Source organism: Sphingobium sp. TomTYG73 (genome assembly GCF_055394245.1).
Window position 1 is genome coordinate 470,292 of record NZ_AP027339.1, and the last position, 14,283, is coordinate 484,574.

Sequence of the window (14,283 nt, forward strand, 5' to 3'; positions counted from 1 at the left end):
TATGGGTCATTCTGCACCGAAGATCGTGAACCCGGAAGGGCTCGCGGAGAAGATTGCCGGGCTGTTAGGTCCGATGCTGATCGAAGCGGTCGATCACGCGGATGAGCTGAGCTTCACCGTCGTGCGCGATCGGCTGGCCGAGGCGCTGGATGCGCTGCGCGTACAGGGCGAATATCAGCAGCTGATGGAGATTGCGGGCGTCGATTATCCGGAGCGGGCCGAGCGCTTCGAAGTCTGCTATCATCTGCTGTCCGTCACGCAGAACCATCGCATCCGCGTCAAGGTATCGACCAACGAGGATAAGCCGGTTCCTACCGTCACGCACATCTGGCCTGTCGCAGGCTGGCTGGAGCGTGAGGTGTTCGACATGTACGGCGTGATCTTCGAGGGCAATGCCGACCTGCGTCGCATCCTGACGGATTACGGCTTCAAGGGTCATCCGCTGCGCAAGGACTTCCCGCTGACCGGCTATGTCGAGATGTGGTATTCCGAGGAAGACAAGCGCGTCGTCTACAAGCCGGTGCAGCTGGCCCAGGATTTCCGCCAGTTCGATTTCATGAGCCCATGGGAAGGCGCGCAATATGTGCTGCCGGGCGATGAGAAGGCGCCGCAGGCTCCAGGTGCGCCCACGCCTGCCACCGCTCCGCCGCCACCCGCCGCAGCGCCCAAAGGGGCGCCTGCTAGCGAGACGCCCAAGGTGACGGAAAAGAAGGAGCATACCGGCGCGGGCGAAGCTGCGAACACGGAAGCCGCCAAGGCGACCGATGAGAAGTCGCTTGCCAACGACGCGCAGACGACGCCGGTGCGCCGGTCCCGTGCCGCGAAGGCCGAAACCGGGGAAGCGGACACCGCCAAGCCGAAGCGCCCGCGCAAGCCGAAAACTCCCGCCAAGGATGAGGGGGGTGACGCCTGATGTCCACCTATCTCGAAGAACTCGACCATAAGACCAGTGCGGACGATCCGACGCTGGGCGATACCGAGATCCAGAATTACACGATCAACTTCGGTCCCCAGCATCCGGCAGCGCACGGCGTGCTTCGCCTGGTCATGGAACTGGACGGCGAAATCGTGGAGCGCTGCGATCCGCATGTCGGGCTGCTCCATCGCGGCACCGAGAAGCTGATCGAATATAAGACCTATCTTCAGGCTCTGCCCTATTTCGACCGGCTGGACTATTGCTCGCCGATGGGGATGGAGCACAGCTATGTGCTGGGGATCGAGAAGCTGCTGAACCTGGAAGTACCGCTGCGCGCGCAATATCTGCGTGTGTTCTTCGCGGAACTGACGCGCATCAAGAACCACATGCTGAACCTAGGTTCGCACGTCATGGACGTCGGCGCGATGACGCCGAACCTGTGGCTGTTCGAACTGCGCGAAGATTGCATGAATTTCTATGAGCGGGCGTCGGGCGCGCGTATGCATGCGGCCTATTTCCGGCCGGGCGGGGTCCATCAGGATGTGCCGCTGAAGCTGCTGACGGACATCGCCGATTGGCTCGACACGCGCCTGCCGCGCCTGTTCGAGGACGCGATTTCGCTGGTCGCGGACAACCGCATCTTCAAGCAGCGCAACGTCGATATTGCCGTGGTGAGCAAGGAAGACGCGCTGAAATGGGGCTTTTCCGGCCCGATGCTGCGCGGTTCAGGCATCCCCTGGGATTTGCGCAAGTCGCAGCCTTATGACGTTTATGACCGGATGGACTTCGATATTCCGGTCGGCACCAATTTCGACTGCTATGACCGTTTCATGGTCCGTGTCGAGGAAGTGCGCCAGTCGGCACGCATCATGAAGCAGTGCCTGAATGAGATGCCGGAAGGCCCTGTGATATCGTTTGATCGCAAGGTGGCGCCGCCGCGCCGGGGCGAGATGAAGCGCTCGATGGAAGCGCTGATCCACCACTTCAAGCTGTACACTGAGGGCTTCCACGTTCCGGCGGGCGAGGTCTATGTGGCGACCGAGAGCCCCAAGGGTGAGTTTGGCGTCTATCTGGTGAGCGACGGGACGAACTCGCCCTATCGCTGCAAGATCCGCCCGACGGCTTTCTCGCACCTGCAGGCGATGGATTTCATGATGAAGGGCCACATGCTGGCCGACACCACCGCCGTCCTTGGCGCGATGGACATCGTGTTCGGAGAATGTGACCGCTAATGGCTGACGCAGTTCATATCCCTGACGAAGCGGAAACGCGCGCGCGCTGGGGCGCGTTCGCCTGGACCGCTGAGAATGCCGAGCAGGCGAAGAAGGTCATCGCGCGCTATCCTGCCGGTCGTCAGCAGTCGGCGGTGATGCCGCTGCTCGATCTCGCCCAGCGGCAGGTCGGTGCGGAGACACAGACCAATGGCTGGCTGCCGGTGCCGGTGATGGAATATATCGCCGATCAGCTGGAAATGCCGTACATGCGGGTTTACGAGGTCGCGACCTTCTACACCATGTACAACCTGGCTCCGGTCGGCCGCTATCATGTGCAGGTTTGCGGCACGACGCCCTGCATGTTGCGCGGTTCCGACGATGTGTTTTCGGCCTGCAAGAACAAGGGTCTGGTGAAGGGCGGGACGACGCCGGACGGGCTGTTCACACTGAGCGAAGTCGAATGTCTGGGTGCCTGCGCCAACGCGCCGATGGTGCAGATCAACGACGATAATTTTGAAGACCTGACCTATGACAGCATGAGCGCGATCCTTGACGATCTCGCCGCTGGCAAGCAGCCCAAGATCGGGCCGCAGATTGAGCGTCAGACGAGCTGCCCCGAAGGCGGGCCGACGACGCTCAAGGAAATGGTTTCGGAAAATCACGATTATCGGGGGAAGTGGGCGTAATGGCTTATCCCTGTTCCGTCACCCCAGCGGAAGCTGGGGTCTCCATCCTCAGCGCGCGCACGCCTGAGATGCCAGCTTTCGCTGGCATGACGAATGCTGGAGGCCGCGCATGAGCGACGTCATCGCACCCCTTGCCGACAAGGATCGCATCTTCACCAACGTCTATGGCTTCCAGGATTGGAGCATCGACGCGGCGATGAAGCGTGGCGACTGGGATAATACCAAGAAGCTGCTGGAGATCGGCCAGGACGAGATCATCGAGCGGATCAAGGCGTCCGGTCTGCGCGGTCGTGGCGGCGCCGGCTTCCCGACCGGCATGAAGTGGAGCTTCATGCCCAAGGAAAGCAAGGATGGCCGTCCGAGCTTCCTCGTCATCAATGCGGATGAGTCAGAGCCGGGATCGTGCAAGGACCGCGAGATCATTCGCCACGATCCGCACAAGCTGATCGAGGGCGCACTGATCGCCGGTTTCGCGATGCGGGCGCGCGCCGCATACATCTATATTCGCGGCGAGTTCATCTATGAGGCGAAGGTTCTCTTTGCCGCCGTTGAGCAGGCCTATGAAAAGGGCTTCCTTGGCAAAAATGCCTGTGGGTCGGGCTATGATTTCGACGTCTTTGTCCATCGCGGCGCAGGCGCATACATTTGCGGTGAGGAAACCGCGCAGATTGAGAGCCTGGAGGGCAAGAAGGGCCAGCCGCGCCTGAAGCCCCCTTTCCCGGCGGGTGCGGGCCTTTATGGCTGCCCGACAACGGTGAACAATGTGGAATCGATCGCGGTTTCGCCGACGATCCTGCGCCGTGGGTCCGAATGGTTTTCCAGCTTCGGCCGCGAAGGGAACAAGGGCACCAAGCTGTTCCAGATCAGCGGCCATGTGAACAAGCCCTGCGTCGTCGAAGAGTCGATGGGCATCAGCTTCAAGGAGCTGATCGACCGGCATTGCGGCGGCATTCGCGGTGGTTGGGACAATCTGCTTGCTGTGATTCCTGGCGGATCGTCGGTGCCGCTGGTGCCCGCCGCGCAGATCATGGACGCGCCGATGGACTTTGATGGCCTCAAGGCGGTGGGCTCCGGCCTTGGCACCGCTGCGGTCATCGTCATGGACAAGTCGACCGACATCGTACGCGCGATCAGCCGTCTCTCCTACTTCTACAAGCATGAGAGCTGCGGTCAGTGCACGCCCTGCCGCGAAGGCACCGGCTGGATGTGGCGCGTGATGGAACGGCTGCGTTCAGGCGAAGCGGACATCGGCGAGATCGACATGCTCCAGCAGGTGACCAAGCAGGTCGAAGGCCACACCATCTGCGCGCTCGGCGACGCGGCGGCTTGGCCGATCCAGGGCCTGATCCGCCACTTCCGCCCCGAAATCGAGCGGCGGATCAATGAGAATAAGGGTAGCGCCCCCGTCATGGAGGCAGCGGAGTAATCATGCCCAAGGTCAAAGTAGACGGCGTAGAACTCGAAGTTCCGGCGGGCGCGACGGTCCTGCAGGCGTGCGAGATGGCGGGGAAGGAAATCCCGCGTTTCTGCTATCATGAGCGTCTGTCCATTGCAGGCAATTGCCGCATGTGCCTAGTCGAGGTGAAGCCCGGGCCGCCCAAGCCGCAGGCGTCTTGTGCGCTTCCGGCAGCGGACAATCAGGAAATCTTCACCCAGACCGAGATGGTCAAGAAGGCGCGGGAAGGGGTGATGGAGTTCCTCCTCATCAACCATCCGCTCGACTGCCCGATCTGTGACCAGGGCGGTGAGTGCGACCTTCAGGACCAGTCGGTCGCCTACGGGCGTGGCGGCAGTCGCTTTGATGAAAACAAGCGCGCGGTCACCGAGAAATATATGGGTCCGATCGTCAAGACGGTCATGACCCGCTGCATCCAGTGCACCCGCTGCGTGCGCTTTGCCGAGGAAGTCGCGGGTGTGCCGGAAATCGGCGCCATTTATCGCGGTGAGAATATGCAGATCACCACCTATCTCGAACATGCCGCCAAAAGCGAGCTGTCGGGCAATGTGGTCGATCTCTGCCCGGTGGGCGCGCTGACGTCGAAGCCCTATGCGTTCGAGGCGCGGCCCTGGGAGCTGCGCAAGACTCCAGCGATCGACGTGATGGATGCGGTCGGCACCAACATCCGCCTCGATAGCCGGGGCCGTCAGGTGCTGCGCGCCGTACCGCGTATCAACGATGACGTTAACGAGGAGTGGGCGAGCGACAAGACCCGGCACAATGTCGATGGTCTGGTGCGCAAGCGGCTCGACAAGCCTTATGTCCGCAAGGATGGCAAGCTGGTTCCGGCGACCTGGAATGAGGCTTTTGCAGCGATCGCGGCGGCGAAGCATGGTGGATCGGTCGCGGCGTTGGCGGGCGACCTGCTCGATTGCGAGACCATGTTTGCGGCCAAGCTGCTCGTTGAGAAGCTCGGCGGCTCGATGCTGGAAGGGCGTCAGACCGGCCTCGCCTATGACGTGTCGAGCCTGTCGGCGGTGAACTTCAACACGACGTTGAACGGCATTGAGACGGCGGACGTGATCCTGCTGGTCGGCACCAATTTGCGCTGGGAAGCGCCGCTGGTGAACACCCGCATTCGCAAGGCGATCAAGAGGGGTGCGAAGGTGTTTGCGCTCGGCCCGCAGGTCGATCTTACCTATAAGGTTGAGTGGCTGGGCAATGACGCGTCGTTGCTGGCAAAGCTGCCTGAAGCGGTAACGCAAGCGTTCGGCAAGGCGGCGCGCCCGGCGATGATCGTGGGCGGCGGCGTGCTGGCGAAGGACGGCGCGCATGGCGACACGCTGGCGCTGGTCGAGATGCTGGGTCTGATCAAGGACGGTTGGAACGGCTATAATATCCTGCACTTCGCGGCGGCGCGGATGGGCGGGCTGATGCTCGGCTATGCGACGCAGGGCGGGATCAAGGCTGTGGCTGCGGCCAAGCCGAAGCTGCTCTTCTCGCTGGGTGCGGACGAGGTCGATTATTCGGCCTTTGACGACAGCTTCAAGGTCTATGTCGGCCACCATGGCGACAAGGGTGCGCATGCGGCGGACGTGATCCTGCCGGGCGCGAGCTATGCCGAGAAGGCGGGCACCTACGTCAATCTGGAAGGTCGGGTGCAGCGCGGCGAAAAGGCCGTGTTCGCACCGGGCGATGCGCGTGAGGATTGGTCGATCCTGCGTGCTTTGTCCGAAGTGTTGGGCGCGACTCTGCCGTTCGACAGCTTCGATGCGCTGCGGGCGGAAATGGCCAAGGCGGTTCCGGCGCTGAGCGTCGAAGGCCTCGCCGATTATGGTTGGTCTGTACCGTCGCTGCCGACCGGAGCCAGCGGTGAGTTCGGTTCGCCGATCAAGGATTTCTATCTGACCAACGCCATCTGCCGCGCTAGTCCGACGATGCAGCAATGCTCGGCCGAGCTGATCCACGGCGAGAGCTTCGCGGAGGCCGCAGAGTGACCGCTTTCTTCCAAAATATGGGCATGCCCTTCAACGGCGCGTGGCTGCTGTCCACGGTCATCGGCATTTTGGTGATTGCCCTGCCGCTGATGCTGGCGGTGGCGATGATAATCTATGCCGATCGCAAGATCTGGGCGGCGATGGCGCTGCGCCGGGGGCCGAACGTTGTAGGTCCGTTCGGCCTGCTCCAGTCCTTTGCGGACGGGGCGAAGGTATTCCTGCAGGAAACCATCATTCCTTCGGCCGCCAACCGTGCGCTGTTCCTGATCGCGCCGATCATTACGTTCACAGTGGCCTTGATTGCCTGGGCGGTGATCCCGTTCCAGGCGGGCGTGGTGCTGGCCAACATCAATGTCGGTCTGCTCTATATTCTCGCGATCAGTTCGCTGGGCGTCTATGGCATCGTGCTCGCGGGCTGGGCGTCAAACTCCAAATATCCCTTCTACTCCGCGATCCGCGCGAGCGCGCAGATGATCAGCTATGAAGTATCGATCGGCTTCATCCTGGTTTGCGTCGTGCTGTGGGCGGGCAGCTTTAACCTTACGACCATCGTGGAAAGCCAGCGCGGCTATTATGGCTTCATCAACGGCCATGCGTTCAATCCGCTGCTGTTCCCGATGGCGATCATGTTCCTGATATCGGCGATGGCGGAAACGGGCCGTGCCCCGTTCGACCTGACCGAAGCCGAAAGCGAGCTGGTCGCCGGTTATCAGACCGAATATTCGTCCATGTCGTTCGCGCTCTATTGGCTTGGCGAATATGCCAACGTGCTGTTGATGTGCGCGCTGAACGCAATCCTGTTCTGGGGCGGGTATCTGCCCCCGATCGATTGGGCGCCGCTTTACTATGTACCCGGGATCATCTGGCTGTTTGCCAAGATCCTGTTCTTCTTCTTCGTCTTCTCCTGGGTGAAGGCGACGGTGCCCCGTTATCGCTATGATCAGCTGATGCGGTTGGGTTGGAAGGTATTCCTGCCAACGTCGCTCTTCTTCGTCTTCCTGGTATCGGGCTTCCTCATGCTGACGAGGTATGGGGGCTGAGATGAATAGTCGTGTGCTTCTGACATTGACGCTTGCTCTGATTGCTCAGCCGCTTGGCGCTGCCGTGCCGGAAAAACTTGGGCAGGGTTTCAACTGCAGCTTCCAAACTGGTTTAGCGAGTTCTGAAAAGCTGACGTTGTGGTATGGGCAGTTGGATCGGACAAACGTCAAAACGCCGCAGTTCGTTGATGCGGCTAAGTTGTTTGTTCGGGGTGGCATTGCAGAAGGCAATCGGATGACCTTTTGGGTGTCAGATGAATGGCCCGATAGATTCACTGTTAATTATTTCGAACCAAGCAGCAGAGGTGGGGCTCCCGCGGCGCTCTTGAGTATTTTTAGTCGTTCTAACGACGGTAAGCTTGTCCTCGCCGATATAAGTCATTTCGATCCCAAAGCGCAAAGCTCGCAGGAGGGTAAGATTACTCCCGTCAGAACTTACCGCGGTCTCTGTGACGTAATGCTCGATGTGACGCTTTCTGCTTTCACGAATGGTGCCCAAAAATGATTGGCTACTATATCAAATCCTTCACCCTCTGGGAGTTTGTGAAGGCGCACGCCCTGACCTTGAAATATTTCTTCAAGCCCAAGGCGACGATCAACTACCCCTATGAAAAGAACCCGATTTCGCCGCGGTTCCGGGGGGAGCATGCGCTGCGCCGCTATCCCAATGGTGAAGAGCGCTGCATCGCGTGCAAGCTGTGCGAGGCGGTGTGCCCGGCGCAGGCGATCACGATCGAGGCGCAGCCACGTGACGATGGCAGCCGTCGCACGACGCGCTACGACATTGACATGACGAAGTGCATCTATTGCGGCTTCTGTCAGGAAGCCTGCCCGGTAGATGCCATCGTAGAAGGTCCGAACTTCGAGTTTTCAACGGAAACGCGCGAGGAGCTCATCTACGACAAGGCGAAGCTTCTTGAAAATGGCGACAAATGGGAACGCGCACTCGCCGCGAACCTTGCCGCCGATGCACCCTATCGTTAAGCCGCGACCCGATCGAAGAGGATATATGATCCTGTGATTCACGTGCTTGCCTTTTACCTGTTCGCCACTTTGGTGGTGTGCAGCGGCGCGCTGACGATCCTGTCGCGCAATCCGGTTCATTCGGTGCTGTGGCTGATCCTCGCGTTCTTCAACGCGGCGGGCCTGATGGTGCTGCTGGGTGCCGAGTTCATCGCGATGCTGCTCATCATCGTCTATGTGGGAGCGGTCGCCGTGTTGTTCCTGTTCGTCGTCATGATGCTCGACATCGACTTCGCGGAATTGCGGGCTGGGTTCGTCGATTATCTGCCCTTTGGCATGCTGGTCGCCCTGGTTTTGCTGGCCGAGATTGTGCTGGGGATCGGCATCTGGAGCGCGGGGCCGATCGAGCTGGCGCAGCGCGCCGCCCCGATGAACCCTGAGGTTTCCAATATCCAGGCGATCGGGACGCTGCTCTACACGCGCTACATCTTCCTGTTCGAAGCAGCGGGCATCGTTCTGCTGGTGGCGATGATCGGCGCGATCGTGCTGACCCATCGTGCACGCGGCGGCGTGAAGGGTCAGAATATCGCCCGTCAGAACCGCCGCCGTCCGCAGGATGCCGTGCGCAACGTCAATCAGCCCGTGGGGCAGGGGGTGAAGCTGTGATCGGCCTTCAGCATTATATGGTGGTCAGCGCGATCCTGTTCGTGATGGGGGTGCTGGGCATCTTCATCAACCGTAAGAATGTCATCATCATCCTGATGGCGATCGAGCTGATCCTGCTGAGCGTGAACATCAACCTCGTCGCCTTTAGCGCCTTCCTGGGCGATCTGGTGGGGCAGGTGTTCAGCATGTTCGTGCTGACTGTCGCGGCGGGTGAGGCGGCCATCGGTCTTGCCATCCTCGTCATCTATTTCCGTGGTCGCGGCACCATTGCCGTCGATGATGTCAACCGGATGAAGGGCTAAAGCTCGATGATCCAGCTTATCGTCCTTCTTCCGCTCATCGCGGCTGTCATCGCGGGCCTTGGCAACAAGGCGCTGGGCAAGCTGCCTGCGAAGATCATCACTACGGGCGCGCTGTTCGTTTCCTGCGCGCTTAGCTGGCCGATCTTCATCGCCTTCCTGACCGGGCATGCGGAACCTTATGTGGCGCCTGCCTTTACCTGGATTCAGTCGGGTAGTTTTGATGCTCAATGGGCGCTGCGCGTTGACGCGATGACGGCGGTCATGCTGGTGGTGATCACCAGCGTGTCGAGCCTCGTCCACCTCTATAGCTGGGGCTATATGGAGGAGGAGCCGGATCAGCCGCGCTTCTTCGCCTATCTGTCGCTCTTCACCTTCGCGATGCTGATGCTCGTGACGGCCAACAACCTGCTCCAGATGTTTTTTGGCTGGGAAGGCGTCGGCCTTGCCTCCTATCTGCTGATCGGCTTCTGGTTCCGTAAACCGAGCGCGAACGCTGCCGCGATCAAGGCATTCGTCGTCAACCGCGTCGGCGACCTTGGCTTCATGCTGGGCATTTTCGGCACCTATCTGGTGTTCAACACCATATCGATCCCGGAAATCCTCGCCGCCGCGCCGTCCATGGCCGGTTCGACCATCGGGTTCCTCGGATATCGCTTCGACACGATGACCGTGCTCTGCCTGCTGCTATTCATCGGCGCGATGGGCAAGTCGGCGCAGCTTGGCCTCCACACCTGGTTGCCGGACGCGATGGAAGGCCCGACGCCGGTGTCGGCGCTGATCCACGCGGCGACCATGGTGACGGCGGGCGTGTTCATGGTGTGTCGCCTGTCGCCGATGTTCGAAACCTCGCCGACGGCGCTGGGCTTCGTCACCTTCATCGGCGCGGCGACCTGTTTGTTCGCGGCGACGGTCGGCACGGTACAGAATGACATCAAGCGCGTGATCGCCTATTCGACCTGCTCGCAGCTGGGCTACATGTTCTTTGCGGCGGGTGTTGGCGCTTATGGCGCGGCGATGTTCCACCTGTTCACACACGCCTTCTTCAAGGCGCTGCTGTTCCTGGGGGCGGGCTCAGTCATCCACGCGATGCACCATGAGCAGGACATGCGTTATTATGGCAACCTGAGGAAGGAGATCCCGATCACCTTCTGGACGATGACATTGGGTACGCTGGCGATCACGGGTGTGGGCATTCCGCTGCTTGGTTATGGGTTTGCAGGCTTCTATTCGAAGGACGCGATTCTGGAATCGGCCTTCGCGGCGGGCGGCAATGGCGTGGGGGCGTTCCTTGTCGGCACCTTCGCGGCGCTGCTGACCAGCTTCTACAGCTGGCGTCTGGTGTTCCTGACCTTCTTCGGCAAGCCGCGCTGGGCCGCTTCAGAGCATATCCAGCATGCGGTGCAGGGCCACCATGAATCGCCGGACGAAGAGACAACCCATGACGATCATGGCCATCATGGGCCGGAGTTGACCGGCACGGCGGGCTATCATCCGCATGAAAGCCCCTGGGTCATGCTGCTGCCGCTGGTGCTGTTGAGCCTGGGCGCGGTGTTCGCGGGCTTCATCTTCCATGACCAGTTCATCGGGGCTGAAGGCGGCGTCGAGTTCTGGAAGGGGGCGCTGGCGTTCGACAGTCACCTGATGCATGCGAGCCATGAGGTGCCCAACTGGGTCAAGTTCGCGCCGTTCACGGTGATGCTGACCGGCTTCGTCATCGCGTGGCTCAGCTACATCAAGAATACCGATTGGCCGCGCCGTTTCGTGGCGGAGTTCGGGGTTCTGTACCAGTTCCTGCTCAACAAATGGTATTTTGACGAGCTGTATCACTTCCTGTTCGTCAAGCCTGCCTTTGCCATCGGCCGCTTCTTCTGGAAGTTCGGTGACGTCGGCTTCATCGACCGCTTCGGGCCGAACGGGCTCGCCGCGCTGGTCGTACAGGGCAATAAAGTCACCCGTCGGCTTCAGTCCGGCTACCTCTACACATACGCGCTGGTGATGCTGATCGGCCTCGCCGCGGCCGCAACCTGGGCGATGACACGATAATGGACGGCTTCCCCATCCTTTCCCTGATGATGGCAGTGCCGATGGCGGGGGCCATCGCCTGTCTCTATGCGGGTGCGAACCAGGCGCGTTGGATCGCGTTGTTGGCGACGCTGGTCGATCTGGCGCTCGGCGTCCTGCTCTGGGCGAATTTCGACCAGTCGGGCGGCGCGGCGCAGTGGCAGTTCCAGGAATATGCGCCGATTTTCGGCCGCTTTGCCTGGGCGCTGGGGATCGACGGCATCGCGTTGGTGCTGATCATGCTGACCGTGTTCCTGATGCCGATTTGCATCGGGGCGAGCTGGCAGGCGATCGAGAAGCGCGTCGGCGAATATATGGCGGCCTTCCTGTTCATGGAGGTGCTGATGATCGGCGTCTTCACGGCGCAGGACCTGTACCTCTTCTACGTAATGTTTGAAGCCGGCCTGATCCCGATGTATCTGATCATCGGCATCTGGGGCGGCGCGGATCGCATCTACGCCAGCTACAAATTCTTCCTCTACACGCTGCTCGGATCGGTGCTGATGCTGATCGCGATGATGTGGATGGTCCACGACGCGGGCACCACCGACATCCCGACGTTGATGGCCTATAATTTCGATCCGCATGTGCAGGTCTGGCTGTTCTTGGCCTTCTTTGCGAGCTTTGCTGTCAAGATGCCGATGTGGCCGGTCCACACCTGGCTGCCTGACGCCCACGTTCAGGCGCCGACGGCCGGTTCGGTCATTCTGGCGGGCGTGCTGCTGAAGATGGGCGGCTACGGCTTCATCCGCTTCTCGCTGCCCATGTTCCCGGAAGCTTCGGCGCAGCTGGCGTGGCTGGTGTGGGGCCTGTCGATGGTGGCGGTGGTTTACACCAGCCTCGTCGCGCTGGTGCAGACCGACATGAAGAAGCTGATCGCCTATTCCTCGGTTGCGCATATGGCGATCGTGACGGTCGGCCTGTTCGCCTTCAACCAGGCGGGCATCGAAGGCGCGATGATGGTGATGCTGGGCCATGGCCTGGTGTCTGGCGCGCTGTTCCTGTGCGTCGGCGTCATCTATGACCGTCTGCATACCCGCGAGATTTCGCGCTATGGCGGCCTTAGCATCAACATGCCGAAATATGCGGTGCTGTTCCTGCTGTTCACCATGGCGTCGGTCGGCCTGCCGGGTACGAGCAACTTCGTGGGTGAGTTCCTGGCGCTGATGGGCATCTATCAGGCTTCGAGCTGGGTCGCGTTGGTTTGCACGACAGGCATCATTCTGGGCGCGGCCTATATGCTCTATCTCTACCGCCGCATTGCCTATGGCGAGCAGAAGAATGCCGATGCAGCAGCGATGCCCGACCTGTCGATGCGGGAAATGTGGCTGCTGGCGCCGATCGCTGCTGCCGTCCTGTGGATGGGCATCTATCCCGAAAGCTTCCTGGCGCCGATGCGGTCTGACATTCGGGCGCTGGAAGCCCGCATTGCCTCTGCGGCTCCGGCGGGCGATTCCAGGATCAAGATGGGTCCGGCTGTCCCACCGGCGGCGGCTCATCAGGGCGAAGACCATAGTGCAATGTCCCATGAAAAAGCGTCGGGGGAGGCGCACTGATGATTGATTCCGCTTCCCTTCTTGCCGTTTTGCCGGAGCTTGTCCTTACGGCGGGTGGCCTGGTCCTTCTGCTGATTGCCGCTTTTGGCGGTGACGGGACGGCGCGCGCCGTCAACTGGCTGTCGGTGCTGACGCTGCTCGTCGCCGGTTTGATGCTGCCGGTTTCCCTGGCGCATGGGCCACTCGCCTTTGACGGGCTGGTGCGTGCCGATGCATTTTCGGTTTTCGCCAAGGCACTTATTTATGGTTCGGCGGGTGCCGCAATTTTGTTGGCGCCGCGCTACTTCCTCGTCGATGGCGCGTTGCGGCCGGAATATCCCGTCCTGATCCTGTTCAGCAGCATCGGCATGGGCATGATGGTGTCGGCCGGTGATTTGCTGACGCTATATGTCGGGTTGGAGATGCAGAGCCTGGCCGCCTATGTGCTGGCGAGCTTCATGCGTCAGGATGAGCGGTCCTCTGAGGCGGGTCTCAAATATTTCGTGCTCGGGTCGCTGGCGAGTGGCATCCTGCTCTATGGCACGGCGCTGCTTTATGGCTTTACCGGCAGCACGAGCTTTGATGGCATCGCCGTCGCGTTGGGCGATGGCGTCGGTAAGGGCGAGCTGTTCGGCATGGTGTTCCTGCTGGCTGGTCTTGCCTTCAAGATGAGCGCGGTGCCGTTCCATATGTGGACGCCCGACGTTTATGAAGGTGCGCCGACGCCGGTTACGACCTTCTTCGGCAGCGCGCCCAAGGTGGCTGCTATGGCGCTGACGGTACGTGTTGCGATCGAGGCGCTTGGTCCTGCCGGCCTCGACTGGCAGCAGATCGTGATCTTCGTGGCGCTGGCTTCGATTATCTTCGGCGCGGTGGCGGCCATCGGCCAGACCAACATCAAGCGTCTGATGGCCTATTCGTCGATCAACAATGTCGGCTTCGCGCTGATCGGCCTTGCCGCGGCGACGCCTGCGGGCGTGGCGGCGACGATGAGCTATATGGCGATCTATGTCGTGATGACGATCGGCGGCTTTGCCTGTATCTTGCAGATGCGGGACGCCGAAGGACGTCCGGTGGAAAGCATCGCGAGCCTTGCGGGTCTGTCGCAGTCGCGTAAGGGCTTGGCTGCTGCGCTGGCGATCTTCATGTTCTCCATGGCGGGTATCCCGCCGCTGTTCGGCTTCTGGGCGAAGTTTCTGGTGTTCGATGCGGCGGTGGCTGCGGGGCTGACCGCGCTGGCCGCATTCGGCATCGCGGCTTCGGTGATTGGCGCATTCTATTATCTGAAGATCATCAAGACGATGTATTTCGATGAGCCTGCCGCAGCTTACGAAGCGCGGGGCGGGGCGGTCGAGAATATCATCCTGACTGCCTGCGCGGCTGTGATCGTGGTCGGATATCTGTTGAACCCCGTGCTGGACAAGGCAAGCGCAGCAGCGGCGGCGTCGCTATTCTGAGCGATATT

The 14,283-nt window shown here is 60.9% G+C and carries 13 protein-coding genes; all 13 read left to right on the forward strand.

Features of this window, described 5'->3' with window-relative positions:
- Position 1: 1 nt before the first annotated feature.
- The 13 genes from ACZ5TH_RS02530 (at position 2) to nuoN (ending at position 14,275) form a co-directional block, all read left to right on the forward strand.
- Complete coding sequence (locus tag ACZ5TH_RS02530) at positions 2-913, forward strand: NADH-quinone oxidoreductase subunit C (protein ID WP_464794495.1); 912 nt, start codon at positions 2-4, stop codon at positions 911-913.
- Positions 913-2,148 carry an NADH-quinone oxidoreductase subunit D gene (locus tag ACZ5TH_RS02535; protein ID WP_464794496.1) on the forward strand — a complete coding sequence of 412 codons (1,236 nt, stop codon included), beginning with the start codon at positions 913-915 and terminating at the stop codon, positions 2,146-2,148. The genes ACZ5TH_RS02530 and ACZ5TH_RS02535 overlap by 1 nt, the downstream gene beginning before the upstream one ends.
- Positions 2,148-2,816, forward strand: coding sequence for an NADH-quinone oxidoreductase subunit NuoE (nuoE, locus tag ACZ5TH_RS02540; protein WP_464794497.1), 669 nt, complete (start codon positions 2,148-2,150; stop codon positions 2,814-2,816). Before ACZ5TH_RS02535 ends, nuoE begins: the two co-directional genes overlap by 1 nt.
- 109 nt (positions 2,817-2,925) lie before the next feature.
- Positions 2,926-4,242 (forward strand): NADH-quinone oxidoreductase subunit NuoF, encoded by a 1,317-nt coding sequence (nuoF, locus tag ACZ5TH_RS02545; RefSeq protein ID WP_464794498.1) that lies wholly within the window; start codon positions 2,926-2,928, stop codon positions 4,240-4,242.
- Between the two features lie 2 nt (positions 4,243-4,244).
- A complete protein-coding gene (gene nuoG, locus ACZ5TH_RS02550; RefSeq protein WP_464794499.1) occupies positions 4,245-6,251 on the forward strand; it encodes an NADH-quinone oxidoreductase subunit NuoG in 2,007 nt (668 codons plus the stop codon).
- Positions 6,248-7,291, forward strand: coding sequence for an NADH-quinone oxidoreductase subunit NuoH (gene nuoH, locus ACZ5TH_RS02555; protein ID WP_464794500.1), 1,044 nt, complete (start codon positions 6,248-6,250; stop codon positions 7,289-7,291). The genes nuoG and nuoH overlap by 4 nt, the downstream gene beginning before the upstream one ends.
- Position 7,292: 1 nt before the next feature.
- Positions 7,293-7,796: a hypothetical protein gene (locus ACZ5TH_RS02560; RefSeq protein ID WP_464794501.1), complete on the forward strand. Its 504-nt coding sequence runs from the start codon at positions 7,293-7,295 to the stop codon at positions 7,794-7,796.
- Positions 7,793-8,275, forward strand: coding sequence for an NADH-quinone oxidoreductase subunit NuoI (gene nuoI, locus ACZ5TH_RS02565; protein WP_464794502.1), 483 nt, complete (start codon positions 7,793-7,795; stop codon positions 8,273-8,275). Before ACZ5TH_RS02560 ends, nuoI begins: the two co-directional genes overlap by 4 nt.
- A gap of 33 nt (positions 8,276-8,308) precedes the next feature.
- Positions 8,309-8,920, forward strand: coding sequence for an NADH-quinone oxidoreductase subunit J (locus ACZ5TH_RS02570; RefSeq protein ID WP_464794503.1), 612 nt, complete (start codon positions 8,309-8,311; stop codon positions 8,918-8,920).
- A gap of 17 nt (positions 8,921-8,937) precedes the next feature.
- Entirely contained in the window at positions 8,938-9,222 is a 285-nt protein-coding gene (gene nuoK / locus ACZ5TH_RS02575; RefSeq protein WP_019053664.1) for an NADH-quinone oxidoreductase subunit NuoK, read from the forward strand.
- A 6-nt stretch (positions 9,223-9,228) separates the two neighbouring features.
- Complete coding sequence (nuoL, locus tag ACZ5TH_RS02580) at positions 9,229-11,265, forward strand: NADH-quinone oxidoreductase subunit L (RefSeq protein ID WP_464794504.1); 2,037 nt, start codon at positions 9,229-9,231, stop codon at positions 11,263-11,265.
- Positions 11,265-12,839 (forward strand): NADH-quinone oxidoreductase subunit M, encoded by a 1,575-nt coding sequence (locus ACZ5TH_RS02585; RefSeq protein ID WP_464794505.1) that lies wholly within the window; start codon positions 11,265-11,267, stop codon positions 12,837-12,839. The genes nuoL and ACZ5TH_RS02585 overlap by 1 nt, the downstream gene beginning before the upstream one ends.
- Complete coding sequence (gene nuoN / locus ACZ5TH_RS02590; RefSeq protein ID WP_464794506.1) at positions 12,839-14,275, forward strand: NADH-quinone oxidoreductase subunit NuoN; 1,437 nt, start codon at positions 12,839-12,841, stop codon at positions 14,273-14,275. The genes ACZ5TH_RS02585 and nuoN overlap by 1 nt, the downstream gene beginning before the upstream one ends.
- Positions 14,276-14,283: the final 8 nt, after the last annotated feature.